Raw genomic sequence first — 19,416 nt, forward strand, 5'->3', positions numbered from 1 at the left:
AAGAAGGAAAAGGGAGCATCGCTAACTACTCTAAAAAGTAGTTTTGCGACACTCCCTTTTCTTTGCTTTTGTTTCTCCTAGATAATATCCCGGCAATTTGCTTTTGTGTCGCTAAGCCGACAGTAGTTATCTGAAAATTATAATAGTATAGACTTATCAGAATAAAATAGTGCATGTTTTGGTAAGGAGGGATATTGTGAAACAGTTACTGGTACGCTCAGAAAGTTGTGTGGGATGCAAAAGCTGTGAACTAGCGTGTGCTGTAGCCCATTCCCAATCGAAGCAGTTGTTTACAGCTATCTTTGAACAAGAGCTTCCTCACAAGCGTGTCTTTGTGGAGACAGACGGGGTAGTGAAGATGCCCTTGCAGTGTCGACAATGCTCTGACACACCCTGTGTTCACGCCTGCATGGCTGGGGCCATGCGAGTTGATCCTGCTACCGGTTTGGTACAGATCAAGTCGGAGAAATGTGTCGGATGTTGGATGTGCGTCATGGTTTGTCCTTTTGGTGTTATCAGCCAGGGGTCAGCTCGCCAAGTTGTAAAATGTGATCGTTGCCGGGAGCTGGACTATGAGCCGGCTTGTGTCTCGGCCTGCCCGACGCAAGCAATCCAATTTGTTGAAGTAGACGGATTTGCCAGTGGCACCCGTAAATCCTGGATGAACCAACTAAAGGAGGTTACTAATCATGCTTAATATCCGCAGTATTGATCCAGCGGCCTTGGATCTTGCTAAAAAGGCTGATAAGGATGGTATCGAAACGGTATGGGATCGCTATGAAAAGCAACAGCCTCAGTGTGGGTTCGGAAGTTTAGGGCTCTGCTGTCGCCATTGTATTCAAGGGCCATGTCGGATTGATCCCTTTGGTAAGGGACCGGAGAAGGGAATTTGTGGTGCTACAGCTGACGTGATAGTTGCTCGAAATTTGCTGCGCCAGGTAGCTGCCGGTGCTGCAGCTCATGTGGATCATGCCTATGAGGCAGTGGAGGCCTTAAAATTGGCTGCGGAAGGCAAAATCGATTACCCTATTGCAGATATCAATAAATTAAAAGCTATTGCCACTGGTTTAGGCATAGAGACAGAAAGTAAAGAACCCAATGTGTTGGCCTTGGAGGTGGTTCAAGTAGCCTATGAGGATATGGGCAATCATCAGAAACGGCCTATGAGATGGGTGAGTGCCCATGCACCGAAACAGCGGCTTGAAGTTTGGGAATCGTTGGGGATACTGCCGCGCAATCCCGATCGAGAAATTCGGGAAGCGATGCATCAGACTACCATGGGTATGGATGCCGACCCCGTCAATCTTGTATTAGCGACCGCTAAGCAGGGATTGGTGGACGGCTATGGCGGACTGAAGCTCGCCACAGATATGCAGGACATTTTGTTTGGGACACCGGCCCCCGTAGTGACTGAAGCGAACTTAGGAGTACTAAAAGAGGATTATGTTAATCTGATTGTCCATGGTCATGTGCCACTTCTGTCAGAGAAAATTGTTCAATGGGCGAAAACCCTCTCACCTGAAGCAGAGGCTGTAGGAGCTAAAGGGGTACAAGTAGCCGGAATCTGCTGCTCCGGTAATGAAGTTCTTATGCGTCAAGGTGTTCCTCTAGCAACCAATTACCTCGCCCAAGAATTAGCTATTGTTACCGGGGCAGTAGATACGATGGTCGTTGACGTCCAATGCATTATGCCTTCCTTAGGACAGATTGCTTCTTGTTACCATACTGAGTTGATTACTACCATGCCCATAGTGAAGATTCCCGGCGCCACTCATATACCTTTTACCCTAGAACATGCCGATGAAGCCGCTCAAGAGATCGTCAGAAAAGCCATCGCGGCCTATGCCAGACGGGATCCCAACAAGGTTCATATCCCCGATTATCGGGCCAAGATTATGGCTGGCTTCAGTGTGGAAGCCATCGTGGGCGCTTTATCCAAGCTGGATGCAGACCAACCCTTAAAACCCCTAGTAGATAATATCGTCAACGGTAATATCGTCGGCGTCGTAGCCACTGTAGGTTGTAACAATGTAAAAGTGGCACAGGATATCTTCCATGTCGAAATGGTCAAGGAGCTTTTGAAGAACAATGTTCTGGTCGTGGCTACCGGATGCTCCGCCCATGCTTTGGCGAAAGCAGGAATGATGAACTCAGAGGGAGCAGAGAAATATGCCGGCGAGTCCCTGAAAGTTGTGCTTACAGCGATTGGCGAGGCCGCCGGCTTAGGCGCTCCACTGCCGCCGGTATTGCATATGGGGAGCTGCGTGGATAACTCACGCATCGGAGATTTAGTGACGGCATTGGCGGGTTATCTCGGGGTAGACACTGCCGCTCTGCCTGTAGCCGCCAGTGCTCCAGAACCCCAGCACGAGAAGGCACTTAGTATCGGGACCTGGGCTGTTACCATGGGATTTACCACCCACTTAGGCGTTGTGCCTCCTGTCTTAGGGAGCAAGCAGGTGACCGAACTTCTCACAGCAGGGCTCACTGACGTCATCGGCGGGAAATTCTATGTGGAAACGGATCCCCAAACAGCAGCACACGGGCTTATCGAGGATATCTGTAAGAAACGGAAGGCACTGGGCTTGGACCAATAAGCACTGGGGGGAAGCTCTATGAACTATGTCATTATTGGGAACAGTGCGGCAGGAATCTTTGCTGCTGAAGGGATTAGAGAAGCTGATCCCCAGGGGACGATAACAGTTCTCACGGCCGATCACTATCCTTCCTACTCCCGCTGTCTAACCACTTACTACTTAGCCGGGGATATTGAGGAGGAGCAAATCTTTCTGCGCACCCCAGAAGAATTGGCGAAGCTGAATTTAGATATCCATTATGGCTGTCGAGTGACAGGACTTAACTCAGAACAGCAAAGGGTTAGTACCGCTGACGGTAGGTCCTTTGAGTATGATCGCTGCCTAATTGCCACTGGTGCTTCCGCGGTTACCTTGGATCTGCCTGGGGCCTCTTTGCCGGAAGTGTTCACCCTCCGCCATCTAGAAAATGCTAAGGGCATTAGAGCTTTGCTTAAGCCAGGGGGAAAAGCGGTCATCATCGGCGGTGGCTTAGTCAGTTTAAAATCTGCTTATGCACTAAGCAAGCAGGGATTAGAGGTCCATGTGGTCGTATCGTCGGGCTATATCCTCTCCCAGATGCTCAATCCACTTGCCGCCCAAAGGTTGGAGCAACACTTGAGGGATCATGGCATTGACATTATCCTTAACTCAGATGTAGCTGCTATTGAGGGTCAAGACCATGTCGAAGGTGTTCGACTTAAATGCGGTCAAAGGCTGAAAGCAGACCTAGTTATCATTGGCAAGGGCGTTCGACCCAATACCGAGCCTTTTTTGAATACAGGCCTCAAGCTGAAGCATGGAATTGTTGTTGACGACTATCTGGAGACGAATCTTTCCCATGTCTATGCAGCAGGGGATGTCGCGGAAGCCTGGGACTATCTTCGCGAAGGTCCGCGCATCAACGCTGTCTGGCCAAATGCCACGGAACAAGGACGTATCGCGGCCTTGAATATGACGGGTAAGAAAACGTTTTATAAAGGTTCCATGGGGATGAATTCAGTAGATTTCTTTGGACTCAGAATCATCTCAGCTGGAATCATTAAACCCCCTCAAAGAAAAGAAGGTTTTGAAGATACCCTCACGTGGCAGGTGAATGAAGATTCCTATCAATCACTGATCTGGCAAGGAGATTATTTGAAGGGGTATGTCTTAATCGGTCATCCTGAGCAGGCAGGCATCCTCAGCGCTTTAATTCAAGCCCGCGAACCTCTTTCTCCGGCAATACGGCAGCATATTCGCGCTGGAAAAAGGGCTCAAGTACGGTTTGTCCTCTAAAAATTGCTGAACAAAACTTTCGAATAAAATACTATAAAAAATTTTTTTTGTTATTTCTGAGGCATTCATGATGGTGAGTGTCTCTTTTTATGTATCAAAGATAGTTCATATCATTACCCTTTTTTCCTTTTGTTCACTATAAGGGCTCAAAGCCAAGGCTAAGTCGAACCACTTGGCTTTTTTTGATTCCCGAGCGGGAAAGACCGTCATCCGATAAACTTAACACGTTCCTCCAATCTCCAAGCTGAGTGCGGGATTACCATTTTCATACAGAGCTTCCTCTATCCTTTAGTGCGTGTCATAAGGGTTGATAAGGTGGTAAAAAGCTGTGTCAAGAGCAGGGGTACTCCCATAGAGTGTGATATATGGAAACCAAGATTCAAGGTAGCTTTAGTGGGAGCTAGAGTTTGCAAGTGACGCTAGGTTCCTATATTGGGGATCTAGCGTCACTTGCAAGCCACCTTAGAGAGTTGAACTTGTCGGCACGAAGCCACTACGGACGATTTGGGGAGGGAAATAAAAGATGAAAATTGCTGTCGTAGGATTGGGGAATATAGGCTTTAACCTTTTCACTTATCTCAATAAAAAGTTTCCGAACTCCGTCATCGGGGTTGATGTTAATGAAAGTCGAGTCAACGAGCTGCGCAATCAAGGTCATCGGGTAACCACTGATTATCGAGCGCTTACGAGCATCGATACTTGGCTGCTGGCTCCATCGACGGGTGATCAAGCGGAGAATATCTTTGCAGCCTTAAAGGAAATGATCATCTGTCCCGGTGCCTTAATCTCTATCGAATCCACTTTGCCACCGGGTACCATGGAATTGGTTCACAAGTACCTGGAAGGTAAGGGATATAAATGCGGAAAAGACGTCTATTTAATTCATGTGCCTCATCGGGTCATGTTTGGCGTCGATGAGACGGTCTGTGACACTCCGAGAGTTATGGGGGCATTTACCCAAGCTTGCCTAAATAAAGGAAGTCAATTCTATGGACCTTTGGTCCCCCAGCTTGTCGAAGTCCAGGATGTGCGGATTGCGGAACTGTCTAAAGTAGTTGAAAACGTCAAGCGTTATCTGGATGTGGCCTTTGCTCAGGAGCTTTATCGGTATTGCGTTGATAATGAATTAGACTTTGCGGAGTTAAGAAAGGCTGTCAATAGCAAGAGCAATGTGGAACTCCTCGGAACAGACTGGGGAATAGGCGGAGAATGTCTGCCGAAGGATATGCGCTTTTTGCGTAAGGTTTGCCCTTCGCCATTGCTGGAAGGAGCGGCTAAAGCAGACCAAGAGTATCGCGATAGAATTCTCCAGCAGGTGGGCAGTGATCAAATCGTTCTCATCAAAGGATTAAGTTATAAAACAGGAGTCAAGGATCTCAAGCATAGCCGTGGAGTGGAATTAGTCCGAGCTTTAGAAGCAGCGAGTAACATCGTATGGGTACAGGATCCTTTGTTCACACCCGAAGAACTGGAAGCTGCTGGTTTCAAAACCGACGCAAAAAATGACGAAGCTACCACTCGGGATTGCATCGTCCTGGAGCGGGGAAAAGCCCTAAATAAGTGAAAAGAGGCGCAATAAGTATGTCCAAAGTTTTAGTGACAGGGAGTAAAGGAACTCTGGGCACCCGTTTGGTCAAGGAGCTTCAAGAGCGGGGCCACGAAGTATGGGAAGTAGATCTTCGACATGCAGGGGAAGAAAATTATTTTCGGGCTGATATTGCTAAATACCGTCAATTGGAGCGGGTATTTGAACAGGATTATGATGTGGTCTATCATTTAGCGGCTGAGTTTGGTCGTATTAACGGTGAACACTATTATGATACCCTCTGGGAAGCCAATGTGATCGGAACTCGCAATATCTTAGAATGGCAGTTAAAAAAGGGCTTCAGACTCATTTTCACCAGCTCCTCAGAAATCTATGGGGAAGCCACGGAACCCCTGCTAACTGAAGATCTCCCTCAACAAAAGACTATCATTCAGCATAATGACTATGCTTTAACCAAATGGGCCAACGAAGTTCAGATAATGAACTTCGAGAAGAAATACCAAACTCCCATCGTGAGGTTGAGGCTTTTTAATGCCTATGGACCGGGGGAGTATTATCATCCTTACCGCAGTGTCGTTTGTCTTTTTGTTTATCGTGCGCTCAAAGGAATCCCCTATGAGGTCTATGAGGGTTATCATCGCGTGTTTATGTATGTGGATGACCTTATTCCCACCATTGCCAATGTCGGCGATAATTTTAAAGCTGGTGAAGTCTATAACATCGGCGGAACTGAATATCGCAGTGTTAAGGAACTCAGCGATCTTGTGCTCAAGCACACCCAAGGCGACCCAGAGTTGGTTCGCTATCTTTCTGAAGACAAACACAATACAGTGAGTAAGAGACCGGATATTCGGAAAGCCATTATAGATCTTAATCATAATCCAAGGATAGCCCTAGAAGAGGGTCTTCCCATCACGGTCGAGTGGATGAAGAAAATTTACGGGGAGGGACGTTGATGGCAATGCCCAAAGTGAGTGTGGTTATACCCACGTATAATCACGCTCGCTATGTACCCTGGGCAGTGGAAAGTGTTCTTCGTCAAAGTTATCCCAATCTGGAGATCATTGTCGTTAACGATGGATCTACAGATGACACTGCCCGACGTCTGCAAGCATATGAGAATCGTATCCAAGTAATCTATAAGTCCAATGGGGGGACTTCAAACGCCCTTAATCATGGACTCCAGAAAGCTACTGGCGATTATATTTGCTGGCTGAGTGCCGACGATATGTTTCTAAAAGGGAAATTGATTCAGCAGGTTCAATTGATGGAAACTAACCCTGAAGTGGGGTTCTGCTATACGAGCTTTATTGTTATTGATGAAAATGGTTTGAAAAAATATACAGTCACTTCTGACTTCCACCCTACCCGGCAAGAAATGGTGGTCAATTTGCATAGAGGGTGCTTTATTAACGGATCCTCGGTAATGATGAGGAGTTCTGCCCTAGAGCGAGTGGGACCATTCGATGAAGGACTACCCCAAGCTCATGATTATGAATTGTGGTTTCGTTTCCTTCGCCATTTTCCCTCCGGCTTTATTAGGGAACCTCTCATCGCCTATCGATGGCATGGGGAGAATATGAGTCTTCACCCCGCGACAGAATGCATTCACATGGTTCAGCAAAGAGCAATAGAGCTTTTCCCTGAGTGGTTAGGGGATAGGTCGTAGTTAAAAATATAGGGCTTTGAAAAACTTCTGCATTTTTCAAAGCCCCTATTCGTGCGCTTATCATTCTATACTTTCCACAAAAACTCCTGCTCCATTAGGAATCACAATGATTTCAGCTTCATTATGCGTATAGTCATAAGCTTTTGCCAAGGCTTCCTCGAGGGTTGTTGCACAATCCAAGCCCATAGCTTGAAGTTCGTGAGGATCAACTCCTTCGGTGACCACAATGACTTTGTAATCTAGGAGAATTCGCACTAGAATCTGGACTTGCCATTGATCAAGATCTGTGGCGGTTGGTTCGGTAGCACGAATCTCTTCCAGTATAGCCCCCGCTCCTCCTGGATTTAGCAACATTCTATGGAAGGTATCACCACCGATTCCATCGATACAAGAAGCGGCAGTGATAATCACACCGCCCTTTTTAGCTACATATTCGGCAGTGCGCATGCTTTTGACCGCTTGGTATAAGTTTTGATCAAGAGGATAACCGCCATTGCTGGTCAGAACAATCTCTGCACGCTTAGAGGTTAGTTTTGTAAGCTTTTCAGTAAATCGCACTCCTTGGTCAAAGGCTTTTTCGGGATGACCGGCAAAGGCTCCGATGATGTTTTTCTCCTCATCGAGTGTAACGTTGAGGATAAATTTTAAACCCGCTTGACGAGCGGCATGCTCCATATCTTGATGAAAGATATTTCCTTGAATCGTTCCGGATTGGGTGTTGGGATGGTCGATAAATCCAGCAGAATGATTGATCAAGATGGTTTCCCGACCCGAGATGCCAGGCATGATGCTTTTTCTGCCGCCGGAATAGCCTGCAAAGAAGTGAGGTTCAATGAAGCCTTCGGCCAACAATAAATCCGCTTCCACAGCCAATCGATTGACCCACAAGGGTGCCCCTGAAGGAAGGTCTTCCAGTCTAACCAAGGTCGAGTAATCGTCTGCTTTATGGATCACAAATTTCTCTTGCTCGACAATCTCGGCGCCAAACTTATCCACCATCTCTTGGTCGGTAGGGGCTCTGTGGAGACCCGTTGCGATTAGGATTGTAATTTCTGCAGAAGGGTTGCCCTTTCGAATGTCCTTTAAAATAAAGGGAAGAGTCTGCTTGCTGGGCAGAGGTCGAGTATGGTCACTGGTCACCACTACAATTTTTTTAGCTTCTCGTGCCAACTCATTAAGCGTGCGACTTTCAAAGGGGGTTGCTAAAGCATCTTGTACTAGGTCGAGTGCATTTTTTTCTGGTAAATAGCTATCTAAAGTCAAAATGCCAGCTAATCGCTCATCAGGAATTGTAGTTTCTAGATATGAAGTACCATAGGGCAAGCGGATCTGCATGCAATTTCCTCCTGTCATTACCTTTAAAGTTGCCATAATTTTTACCCTATTTCTCTTCTTATAGCATAAAATCCTTTTTTGAATCAGATTTACTCGCTATAGGAAGTCTATTGATATAAGAATCAGGTGTTTATAGTCAAAGCTCTTTTAGATGGGTATAATAAGTGTGATGACAAGCCCAAATGGGATATGTACAATTTTGAATTAGAGATTAGCTGAGGAGGTAATAAATTTGAAGAAGTATACCATAATCATTGGCATAATGAGCTTACTTGGCGCACTCCTTCTTCTTGGAGGATGCGGTACAACTCAAGAAAATCCCCCTACTGGCAACAACCCAGGTGAGCAACCTGCTCAAGAGGATAAATTTGCTGACTATCTTGCCTACCAAGACAATACGAGATATGTGTATGAAGGCCAGGGCAACGAATATGCATCTTATACCACCTATGTCGATTACTCTACAGGTGATAGGGTGCAACTGCGGACAAATAATGGCGGCACCGAGATGGTACGCGTGCTAGTGCTGGATGCAGGACAAATAATACAGCAGCTAGCCCAAGGGGAGACCTATTATCGCGAGAATTTGACCAAGAGTTCTAAGCTGAATAGCAAGGGAGAAGTCCTTCTTAAAGAGCCTCTCACCAAAGGAACGACATGGACCTTGCCAGATAATCGGAAGCGCACCATTACCAATGTGGATATGGAACTTTCAACCCCTTCTGGAAATTATAAGGTCATTGAAGTGACTACGGAGGGAGAGGATAGCGCGGTTATGGACTATTATGCTCCTAATGTGGGCTTAGTCAAATCGGTGTTCAAAGGTACTGATAACTACGAAGTAACCTCGACCTTAAGCAAGTTAGAAAAAAGCACCCCGCTAGTGCAAAATGTTAAGGCTTACTATCCAAATATCGATGATGGGAAAATCCATACGACAACAATTCAATTGTCCTTTAAGACCAACGATATCACGAAACAGGTCTTTGAACAGGAATTTAAAAAGAAGGCAGCCAATCAAGGTAAGCTCATCGGTGATAATGTTAAAATAAAGAGCCTTCATCTAAATCAAGATGGAAGAGTTTATGTGGACTTCACCAAAAATCTCGTCGCCGAAATGAATGCTGGAGCTGGGTATGAAGGGATGATTCTACAGAGCATTGCCAATACTCTAGGTGATTATTATGGAGTAAGTGAAGTAAACCTTACCCTTGAAGGAGAACCTTATGCTTCAGGTCATGTGGAAATGAAAAAAGGGGAGTTTTTCAAAGTTGATCATAAAAATGTTGTGGAAAAATCGTGAGATCATTATTTAGTACCATTACATTTGAATAATGAAGAGCAAGAACAGGTGGAGCTTACCACCTGTTCTTGCTTTGAGAAATAGAAATAGTCTTGAATTTACGGCCAATTTGTGATGTAATAGTTATGTCTATAAATGAAACAACGTTTCACTGAGAGGGGCCGCTTAATCGTGCAAGAACGTCATCCTATTAAATACTTAGCACCTGCTTGGTTTGCTGTCATCATGGGCACCGGGGGATTAGCCAATATCTTGTATCTTTGGCAGGATGTTTTTCCTCTGGGGCATTCTCTAGGTATAGTCATAGCAGCCTTAGCTGACCTGCTCTATTTCATCGTCTTAGTTCCTTGGGTGATTCGCTGGACAAAGTTTTTCCCTTATGCCTATCGGGATTTAAATCATCCCTTAGCAGGGAACTTCTTCGTAACTATGCCTGTAGCAACGACCATTGTGGGGACCAATGTTTTTCTAATCTGGAGTCAATATTTAAGTGAGGCACTGACCTACAACATCATTTTTGCTGCTTGGATTATTGCAATCATCGGGGTCACCTTCTTTACTTTTTATAGCACCTTCAGATTCATGCGAGCAGAGGAAACCCCCAAGCCGGAAATGATTAATTTTTCCTGGATTATGGCGCCTATTGCCAATATGGCAGTTTCTTTGATTGGGAATCCTGTTCTTGAACTTACCATGAAAATGAAGCCTTCTTGGAGTGTCTCTGTACTCATCACTAATACTGCCTTATTTGGGATTGGCTTTTTTCTTTTTATCTTCATAAGTGCCATTGTTTTTGTGCGTTTAGCGTACCATCCCCTTCCTCCTGCAGAGACGATTCCTTCCTTTGGAATTTTCGTCAGCGCAGTGGGGCTTGCTGTCAGTGCCATCATCGATCAGTCAAAGCATGCTCATAGTATCGGTCTTTTAGCTAGCACGGATTTAGCAAACTTAGTAGCTGCTGTGATCTGGGGATTTGGTATCTGGATTGTGGGCATTATCGCGATTATCAGTATCTATCAAATGCGCAAGAGTGGAATTCCCTTTAGTATGGGTTGGTGGGCATATATCTTCCCCTTGGCAGCGTATACGATTTCCAGCCAAAAGATTGCTGCCATCTTTTTATCCCCTCTGACAACGGGATATACGGTATTTTTAACCCTTCTATTGGTTCTGCTTTGGGTATATACTTTTGTCAACACAATCCGGGGAGCGGTAAGTGGGAAACTCTTTACAGGAACCCCCATTCCCGAAACTCCCAAGAAGGAACCAGCCAGTTCTCCGATCCGTAAGTCAGAATACGGTTCTTCTGCTCTTCCCTGAGATTGAAGTTCAGGGCTATTGCGGTAGCATAATAATAGTGCAGAACATTAAAGTGAACGAAGTGGAGGTTGCAAATCGCTTTTTAAGCAGTTTGCAACCTCCACTTTTTTCTTATCTATCTTTAGTAGGATTCTATAAGGTGATAATTTGTTTTTAAAAAGGCTAACAGTTCGTGAGCGGCATGAGGAAGATAACGACCCTTTTTCCAGGTTAAGGCCAATTGCAAGCATAAGTTCGTATCTGCAAAGGGGCGGTAGGTAATCGTAAGGGGGTTCAGAGTCTGGCATATTTTGGTGGGTAATAGAGCTACCCCCAGCTTAGCAGTCACCATTTGCGTCATCAGCTCACGTTGGGAGGTTTCAAAGGCAATCTCCGGAGTAATTCCAGCATTTTTGCACCCAGCAATAATTATGTCATGGAGCTTATAGTCATTGTTGTAAAGGATTAATTGTTCTCCTTCAAAATCTTTATAGTCAATGAGGTCATATCGGGCTAAAGGATGGGTTGAGTGCATAACGACGCTGAGAGGGTCTTGCTCGAACCAAATCCACTCGAAGAGATCTGAGTCTTCTGGGGTAAAGATCCCAAAATCCAGTAAGCCATCCTGGAGGGAAGCTTCAATCTTCTTGGGGCCATATTCAAAAAGCTGAATCTGAATTTTCGGGTACTCACTTTTAAAAGCACCGAGCATATGGGAAAAGGTGGTGACAGCAGTAATAGGGGGGAGTCCAATGTGAATCTTACCAGTTTGTAGTTTGGCTAGACCTTCTAGTTGAGTGTTGATATTTCTAAAGGCGGCTACAATTTGTTGTGCTTGATCAAGAACAAGCTCTCCGGCATCTGTCAGTTTCACATATTTTGTACTGCGATAAAACAAGGTTTTTCCCAACTCTGCCTCTAGATCCTTAATTGCTTTGCTGATCGAGGGTTGAGAAGTATGGGTTACTTCAGCTGCGATGCTGAAACTTTTATGACGCGCAACTTCGATAAAATACTCTAGATGCCGTATTTCCACGTATCTCCCCACCTTTTACGTTTATTCATTGGTCGAATATATTGTATTCGTAACGAGTATTTTACATCGCAATAGAAGGTAATTAAAATAGAATTAGAAGTTTGAAAAGTCTGAGGAATACATATTGGTTGATCTGCTCGACAATTGTATTTGTAAAGGGGGTTGCCCTAGATCGATACTCTTAAGTATAATGTAAATTTCCGAAATCTTCTAGGACGAACTTGGTTGAATGGATCAATCACTTGAAAGGGTTTAGTGATATGTCCAAAACATAGTCTTTAAAGTATCGAATCTTTGCATGTGTGGCAATTATTCTAGGGATGGGGAGCTGGAGTAATATTCTCTATCCATGGATGCCAAAGGTGATGTCTTTTTTCAACCCTTGGCAAGGGTATAGCTTGCTGTTTTCATTTTGGATTATAGCGGTGGTTGGAGTTTCTTTCTTCACCTATAGAAAGATATCCTTTCTCCACTAACTTCGGGAGTTTCATCCTTCCTAACAATCTTTCTTACTGTAATATGGCTCTGTTTTTGGAGAAGCAGGGTGGGGATATTCATTCGCTCCATCGATTATTTGGAGATAAAACAAAAGAGAAGTAGAGTTTAAGTTCTTCTGCCGAACATAAACTCTACTTCTTCGCTTTTTAAACGATTTTTTAACAATAAAGAATTCAGAATTCACACCTGATCCCAAGCAAGATTGAGCACTCTCTTGGCATTGGCGATGACCAATTCAGGGTCCTCGTCCCTATAGGGTTTGACCTCTAGGCTGACAATCGGTCGGTTTTCTTTGTTGAGAAATCCAATCTTTAGAAGGACGCGGAGATATTCTACAAGTTCTTTCACATCATTTTCACTGCCAGGGAAGCCAAATCGCGGATGTTCATCTCCATAGATGGGAGAGGATTTGTCCTTAACAAGAGTATTGCCCATATGGGCATGGATAATATAGTCCTTTACAGGGATCAGGGATTCCTCGGGTGTTTCCCGTAGCTGAGGTAGGTGGCTTAAATCTACCATTAAACCAAAATTATCGTATTCCTGGCATATTTCACTAGCATATCGCTTGGTCAAGGCCACCGGTCCGATCAGAGAACATTTGTCCACATCATAGTCAAATACTTCAATAGCGACCTTCATAGGTCCCTTGGATTTAGCGTAGGCACATATCTCCTTGGTAGAGCGAATTAGTGCCTGATAGGCCTCTTCCTTTTTAGCTTCTTCATATTTTCCGCTGAGGAAAGCAAAATCCTTTGCGCCCATCTCATAGGCTTCATCGATACCCTCTTTGACATTAGCTAGAGCTAGTAATCGCTCTTCCTCATTGAGAGAATTGAGATTCTGCTTGGTAGTCAAGAGTCGAGGCATTCCTGCATAGGAGAATTCCATATGAGAAGTCTCAATGATTTGCTTGGCTTTTTTTCGAATGACAGGGTCTTTAATCCAGGTCATTTCGACGACTTCGAAGTAATCATCAAGGGCAACCCTTCTCAGAGTTTCCAGGATGGGCCCTTCTCCATTGCCAGTGCTGGGATAAGCCATAAAATGAACTAGGCCTACTTTCATATATTTACGAAAGGATTCATTCATTGGGCATCCTCCTTAATCTGTTATGGAATTCTTTTGTGGCTCAACTTAAGAATAAAGAGTTCTATCGAAAGAGTAAAATAGTTGTTTGGAATATTGCGTATTCGATAGAGGAATAAAGAAGGCGGAATTGGATGACGAGATGTAAAATTCAGGACTTATTCAATCCATAAATATACTGTATTCAGATTAGGTATTTTACTTACGGTCATGAGGTATCTACAATGAAGTCATAAAGCCGTATGAAAATTCTGATTTGTAAGGAGGAAGTAAAAATGGCTATTATGAGATCGGTACTCTTTGTTGCGGGAAATGATAAGGGGGCCCTAGACGAGTCTTTAACCTATGGGGCGGATGCACTTATTTTGGATCTGGAGGATTTAGTACCACCGTTGGAAAAACCTAGAGCACGCAAAATGGTTAGTGGAAATGTTAAGCACGCAGGCTCTCAAGGTGCTGAGGTGTGGGTTCGGGTGAATGCTTGGGAGACCAATATGACCAATGATGACTTGGAAGCTGCAGTATGTGAAGGTCTTACAGGAATTAATCTGACCAAGGTTGCCGGTGCTGGGGACGTACAGCGTCTTTCTTGGAGACTTGAAGAATTGGAGCGAGCGAAGGGCCTGGAAGTAGGAAGTATTAAGGTCTGCCTCCTGCTTGAAACAGCAATCGGTATTATCAATGCATATGAATCTTGCGCTGCTAGCCCTCGTGTCGCCGCCGCAATCTTTGGTGCAGTAGATTATACCCGTGATATGCAAGTCAAGCTGACCCCTGAAGCAAAAGAGCAGCAATTCGCCCGTGGTTATGTTGCTGTTGCGGCTCGTGCTGCTGGCATTATAGCTCTTGATGCTCCATTCCTCAATTATACTGATAAAGAAGGATATGTACGCAACATAGCTGAAGGACGTCAGTTGGGGTATAAGGGCCGGATGATCGTTCATCCTAGTCTCGTGGAAGCTGCTAATCGTCTCTATTCTCCTGATCCAGAGGATGTGCAATGGGCTAAAGAGATTAAGAAGGTTTTCGAAGAGGAAGCCATTGCGAAAGGGAAAGCGGCAATCGTCTATAACGATAAACTAGTGGATACCCCTGTGTATAGCAATGCTCTCGATATTCTTGCGAATCAAGCTGAGATAGATGCCAAGCTGGGAAAGAAGTAAACAATACTATTGAAAGAAGATCGATCCTGAGCAGGTCTCGCTGAACTTAATTTGATTACTAGCTCAAGAAGGCAAATAAGTTAAGTTCAAGAGGATTGATTCTCATATTTAAGCTAACAATAGAATTTTAAAAAGGGAGCCGTTGCTAGCGAACTTAGTTCGTGAGCAACGGCTCCCTTTTGGTTGAGCTAAATAGCTTTATCTCTCATTCAAAGGAACATATGCCTGGCGGGGGATGACATTCTTATAGGCGGGGCGAATAATTTTTCCGCCATTGACAATTTCTTCAATCCGATGAGCACTCCAACCGGCAATTCGGGAAAGGGCAAAAATAGGGGTGAACATTTCTAAAGGAAGATTAAGCATTTGATAAACGAATCCTGAGTAGAAGTCCACATTAGCACTAACGCCTTTATAAATCTTCATGTGTTTAGCAATAATCTGAGGTGCTAGCTCCTCTACTTTAGCGTAAAGCTTGAATTCGTTCTCTAAACCCTTTTCAGCGGCAAGCTTCGAAGCATAATGCTTAAGCACCATGGCTCTTGGGTCGGAGATGGAGTAGACTGCATGGCCAATGCCGTAGATTAATCCGGAGCGGTCGAAGGCTTCCTTCAGAAGAATTCGGTTCAAGTAAGCGCTAAGCTGCTCTTCATCTTGCCAATCGGAGATATTCTCTTTAATATCATGGAACATCTGAATGACTTTGTGGTTGGCACCGCCATGTTTGGGTCCTTTAAGAGAGCCAAGTGCAGAGGCTATCGCTGAGTAAGTATCCGTCCCTGTCGAAGTGACGACATGGGTAACAAAGGAGGAGTTATTCCCGCCACCGTGTTCCGCGTGGAGGACGAGGGCCAGATCAAGAAGTCTTGCTTCAAGTTGTGTATATTTGTGGTTGGGGCGAAGCATGTATAAGATATTCTCGGCAAGGCTCAGTTCTGGTTGAGGACTATGGATGACCAAGCTTTCATTGCCATGATAGTGGGTATAGGCCTGGTAACTATAGACCGCTAAAGAAGGGAAAGCGGCAATCAATCGGATGCATTGCTTAAGTACGTTTCGTATTGACGTATCATCGGGATTGGAATCGTAGCTATAGAAACCTAGGACACTTCGTGCCATACCATTCATAATATCTTTACTTGGTAAATTGAGAATCATATCGCGAGCGAAATTATCGGGGAGCTTTTGATAGATATCGAGAAGATGATGAAAATCCAACAGCTCTTGTTTGTTAGGTAAGTCCCCGAAGAGAAGAAGGTAGGCCGTTTCTTCGAAGCCGAAACGATTATCCTCCATAAAACCCCGGGCAAGATCATCGATATCATACCCTCGGTAGATAAGGCGGCCTGGGACGGGGACCATTTCCCCTTCATCGATAATATAAGAATGAACCTCACCGATTTCTGTTAAGCCAACCAGTACTCCTCTACCATCTAAATCACGCAGACCCCGTTTGACTTCATACTTGCTGTAGAGCTCCTGGTCAATCGGCCCTTTTTTTGTGGTGAGATCACATAGATTATCTAGCATAGTTTCTTCAAATTGTTTTCCTTCATAATTTTCCATAGCACAACTCCTCTCTATTTGTTGATGTAGGCTTTACTGCATTCTTGCATAGACAAACAGACAACTTTATATATATTATGGGTTGTCACCTAAAATTTGTCAAGAAATTTTTGTCGCGTGCTGTTGGGAAGCTTACTTTATATTATATATGATATTATAGAGAAAAATAAGAATGGGAAAGGGTCAACCCATGTATACATGCAATATTAAGACTAATAAAAGGAATCCGTTGAAGTATAGTATTAACCTGCTATAGTTAGGTGAGGAAAATATGTAATGTTCATAAAGGATGGTTTTCAATGAGCTTTCTCAGCCAGCTTCTTACTCGTATTCGCAGCATATTGACCTTTGCTCTTAGTATCGCCTATTTGAGCAATTTAGCGATAAAATCTCCAGCCATCGAGGACTTGATTTTTGTTCTAATGCTGATTGTGCTCGTTTTGAGTTTCAAGGAGGTTTCAGGATCTTCGAGAATGATTGGTTATGCAACATTTACGATCAGCAGTATTCTATTGCTTTATACTAAAGCACCTGTGAGTGTCTGGCAAGAGGCCTTGCATAGCAATCTTTTTTTTGTCGTTATGTTTGTTATGGTCCCATTATTGGGAATTCCTATTCATCGTGGGGGATATACTCAGGCTCTCGAAGGGGTTTTTGAGCGACATATTAAGACCAATAGTCGCTATTATTTACTTGTCAGCTTTCTATCAGCTTTCGTGGGGATCTTGGTCAACATAGCTGTCGTGCCCCTCGTCTATCAAATCTGTCGGAATAGTAGCCTGAGTTCGAACCATAAACTGCTCAGCTCGGCCATCAGTCGAGGGTTTAGTACCTGTACCATTTGGGCCCCTACGACAGCGGGCATTGCTTTAGTGGTCCAGTTAACGGGTTCTAATTGGTCTGCGTTCTTTCCCTTCGCTATTGCTAGTGGCGTTATGTTAGGAATCGTCGGTTATGTGATGACGATTTTTGAAGAACGGAAGACAATTCAAGGAATCGGGGTTATCGGGGAATCCACCCCTGCGGGAGAAGGTTATCAAGTAACTAAAATCATCGAACTATCTGCCTTTTCCATTGTCTTGATTATAGGTATTGCCATCATCTCTTGGGCGACTGGAATTTCCACTATTGCTATCGTATCAATCTTGGCCTTGATTTATCCATTAATTTGGCTAGCACTCATTAAGCGTTTGCCGGTATTTTGGCAAGAATTCAAAGGAGATTACTTTAATCTTCGCTTACCAGCCATTAAGAATGAAATGATTCTTTTTATCGGGGCTGGCCTATTGGCTCATAGCATCAATTATTCTCACCTAGGGGATTATATTCCGCAGCTGCTATCCTTCTTGGTGGGAACGAATGCGCTACTTTTGACCTTGGTGATTCTTGGCGGCTCACTTAGTGTGTCTGCTTTAGGTGTTCATCCCATTGTCACAGTGACCATTCTGGGTGGAACAGTACAAGCTGCAGCTTATGGAGTTTCGCCTACTTATTTGGCTCTTGTTCTGGCGGCCTGTTGGTCGATTGGCACAGCGATTTCACCCTCATCAGCGAATGTGATTGCCGTATCCAGTATTGTTGGGGAGTCACCTTTGCGTGTGAGTATTCACTGGAACGGTCTTTATGCATTTTTCTCGGTCATTGCTTTAGTAGTATTCCTGACCGTAATGCGTACTTTGGGGGTTTTGTAGAGCTTCAGTTCAAAGGATAATTGCCTTCAATTCCACTGATATAGAGAGACCCGTGGAATCTGAATTTATTCTTGAGCATTGAATCAAGTCTGAGCTATAATAAGATTCAGCATGTTACAAAGAGGAAGTAGAGTTCTGAGGAATAATATCGAGGAGATGCAGAGAATTGGGGACTAGCTTAAGCAGGAATAGACTTAAGGATTTAAATCTGCGCAATATGGCTGCAGGACTTGTCTCTGCACTGATTGCAATCACGGGACCGCCAGCCATTATTCTGGAAGCGGCTGCTAATGGCAACTTTACAACCGAACAGACCATCATGTGGATGTTTTCTTGTTATGTGTTTGGGGGACTCTTCAGTATCGTTATCCCTTGGCATTACAAGATGCCTATAGTTGGGGCGCATACCATTACGGGCGTTGCTTTTCTGGCTACTGTGACGGCTCAGTTTAGTTATGCCAATCTCTTGGGTGCTTATCTTGTTTCTGCACTATTGATGTTAGCTATCGGTGTATTAGGCGTTTTTTCCAAGCTTCTTGATTATGTTCCGAAAGAGATTATTGCTGTGATGCTGGCGGGCATGATTACCAGCTATATGGTGAATTTCATTACTTCCATCACGAAGCTGCCTTTGATTGGAGGAGGGGCTCTATTAGCTTTCCTTATCTTCAGCAAATGGAAGACTAAAGTTCCTCCCATGGTGGCGGGAGTGTTCACCGCGGCGCTCTTATTATTCCTGACGCAGCCGTTGGCGGGAATCACCCTTGGCACCGATGTAGTGATGCCTACCTTACAAATGCCTGCGTTTAATCCGCTCAGTTTTTTATCGGTATCAATTCCTTTGGCTTTATTGATTTTGAGCAACGATGCAGCGGTTGGTTTAGGGGCTTTAGAACAAAATGATTATAAGCCACCTGTCAACAAGGTCATCGCCTTAAGTGGGATATTCTCGATACTTGCCAGCTTTTTTGGAGGGCAATCGGCCAATGTGGCGGGTATGATGTCCGCCATTTGTTCTGATAAAGAGGCCGGTCCTAAGGAAAAACGCTATATGGGGGCGGTGGTCTCGGGAGTCATTCTTCTTGGCTTTGGCTTGTTTGCCTGGAAACTGGTGCCGCTGATCCAAGTCTTGCCCAAATCCTTTATCTCACTGCTGGTAGGCTTTGCTTTGTTGGGAGTGTTTGGCAATAGCTTATCGACTGGTTTTTCCAACCCTAAGATCAAAATAAGTGCGGCTCTTACCTTTGTGATTGCCTTCTCGAACATTACCATCTTTAATATTAGTGCGCCGGTCTGGTCGTTGCTAATGGGGACGTTAGTCGCACGATTTATCGAATCGCGGTAAGCTAAAATTAAAAAAATTATTTAGA

15 protein-coding genes are annotated in these 19,416 nt (G+C 44.5%); 11 read left to right on the forward strand and 4 right to left on the reverse strand.

Going from position 1 to position 19,416, the window contains the following annotated elements:
- Positions 1–196: 196 nt before the first annotated feature.
- The 6 genes from DESDI_RS03140 to DESDI_RS03165 all read left to right on the forward strand — a co-directional run bounded on the left by DESDI_RS03140 (position 197) and on the right by DESDI_RS03165 (position 7,066).
- The gene (locus DESDI_RS03140; RefSeq protein ID WP_015261185.1) at positions 197–697 is read left to right on the forward strand and encodes a 4Fe-4S dicluster domain-containing protein; all 501 of its coding nucleotides are present in this window, start codon (positions 197–199) and stop codon (positions 695–697) included.
- Complete coding sequence (gene cooS, locus DESDI_RS03145; protein ID WP_015261186.1) at positions 690–2,597, forward strand: anaerobic carbon-monoxide dehydrogenase catalytic subunit; 1,908 nt, start codon at positions 690–692, stop codon at positions 2,595–2,597. Before DESDI_RS03140 ends, cooS begins: the two co-directional genes overlap by 8 nt.
- Positions 2,598–2,615: 18 nt before the next feature.
- On the forward strand, positions 2,616–3,851 hold the full coding sequence (locus DESDI_RS03150) for an NAD(P)/FAD-dependent oxidoreductase (RefSeq protein ID WP_015261187.1): 1,236 nt from the start codon (positions 2,616–2,618) through the stop codon (positions 3,849–3,851).
- A gap of 523 nt (positions 3,852–4,374) precedes the next feature.
- Positions 4,375–5,415 (forward strand): NAD-binding protein, encoded by a 1,041-nt coding sequence (locus tag DESDI_RS03155; RefSeq protein ID WP_015261188.1) that lies wholly within the window; start codon positions 4,375–4,377, stop codon positions 5,413–5,415.
- A 17-nt stretch (positions 5,416–5,432) separates the two neighbouring features.
- Positions 5,433–6,353 carry an NAD-dependent epimerase/dehydratase family protein gene (locus tag DESDI_RS03160; RefSeq protein WP_015261189.1) on the forward strand — a complete coding sequence of 307 codons (921 nt, stop codon included), beginning with the start codon at positions 5,433–5,435 and terminating at the stop codon, positions 6,351–6,353.
- Positions 6,353–7,066, forward strand: a complete 714-nt coding sequence (locus DESDI_RS03165) for a glycosyltransferase (protein ID WP_015261190.1) — start codon at positions 6,353–6,355, stop codon at positions 7,064–7,066. The genes DESDI_RS03160 and DESDI_RS03165 overlap by 1 nt, the downstream gene beginning before the upstream one ends.
- A 60-nt stretch (positions 7,067–7,126) precedes the next feature.
- Here DESDI_RS03165 and larA read toward each other — a convergent pair whose 3' ends face one another.
- Entirely contained in the window at positions 7,127–8,401 is a 1,275-nt protein-coding gene (larA, locus tag DESDI_RS03170; RefSeq protein WP_015261191.1) for a nickel-dependent lactate racemase, read from the reverse strand.
- 262 nt (positions 8,402–8,663) lie between these two features.
- Between larA and DESDI_RS03175 the strand changes: the two genes are divergently transcribed.
- Both DESDI_RS03175 and DESDI_RS03180 read left to right on the forward strand, forming a co-directional pair.
- Entirely contained in the window at positions 8,664–9,704 is a 1,041-nt protein-coding gene (locus DESDI_RS03175) for a GerMN domain-containing protein (RefSeq protein WP_427846165.1), read from the forward strand.
- A 171-nt stretch (positions 9,705–9,875) separates the two neighbouring features.
- Positions 9,876–11,024 carry a TDT family transporter gene (locus tag DESDI_RS03180; protein ID WP_015261193.1) on the forward strand — a complete coding sequence of 383 codons (1,149 nt, stop codon included), beginning with the start codon at positions 9,876–9,878 and terminating at the stop codon, positions 11,022–11,024.
- A gap of 121 nt (positions 11,025–11,145) precedes the next feature.
- Here DESDI_RS03180 and DESDI_RS03185 read toward each other — a convergent pair whose 3' ends face one another.
- A complete protein-coding gene (locus DESDI_RS03185; RefSeq protein WP_015261194.1) occupies positions 11,146–12,039 on the reverse strand; it encodes a LysR substrate-binding domain-containing protein in 894 nt (297 codons plus the stop codon).
- A 678-nt stretch (positions 12,040–12,717) separates the two neighbouring features.
- On the reverse strand, positions 12,718–13,629 hold the full coding sequence (locus tag DESDI_RS03190) for a sugar phosphate isomerase/epimerase family protein (RefSeq protein ID WP_015261195.1): 912 nt from the start codon (positions 13,627–13,629) through the stop codon (positions 12,718–12,720).
- A 272-nt stretch (positions 13,630–13,901) separates the two neighbouring features.
- Between DESDI_RS03190 and DESDI_RS03195 the strand changes: the two genes are divergently transcribed.
- Complete coding sequence (locus DESDI_RS03195; RefSeq protein ID WP_015261196.1) at positions 13,902–14,789, forward strand: HpcH/HpaI aldolase/citrate lyase family protein; 888 nt, start codon at positions 13,902–13,904, stop codon at positions 14,787–14,789.
- Between the two features lie 198 nt (positions 14,790–14,987).
- Here DESDI_RS03195 and DESDI_RS03200 read toward each other — a convergent pair whose 3' ends face one another.
- Positions 14,988–16,355 carry a citrate/2-methylcitrate synthase gene (locus DESDI_RS03200; RefSeq protein ID WP_015261197.1) on the reverse strand — a complete coding sequence of 456 codons (1,368 nt, stop codon included), beginning with the start codon at positions 16,353–16,355 and terminating at the stop codon, positions 14,988–14,990.
- Between the two features lie 299 nt (positions 16,356–16,654).
- Here DESDI_RS03200 and DESDI_RS03205 point away from each other — a divergent pair, with 299 nt between their 5' ends.
- Positions 16,655–18,046: a hypothetical protein gene (locus tag DESDI_RS03205; protein ID WP_015261198.1), complete on the forward strand. Its 1,392-nt coding sequence runs from the start codon at positions 16,655–16,657 to the stop codon at positions 18,044–18,046.
- A gap of 166 nt (positions 18,047–18,212) precedes the next feature.
- Positions 18,213–19,391: a benzoate/H(+) symporter BenE family transporter gene (locus tag DESDI_RS03210; protein WP_015261199.1), complete on the forward strand. Its 1,179-nt coding sequence runs from the start codon at positions 18,213–18,215 to the stop codon at positions 19,389–19,391.
- Positions 19,392–19,416: the final 25 nt, after the last annotated feature.

The sequence above is a fragment of the Desulfitobacterium dichloroeliminans LMG P-21439 genome (genome assembly GCF_000243135.2).
Classification (GTDB): Bacteria; Bacillota; Desulfitobacteriia; order Desulfitobacteriales; family Desulfitobacteriaceae; genus Desulfitobacterium; species Desulfitobacterium dichloroeliminans.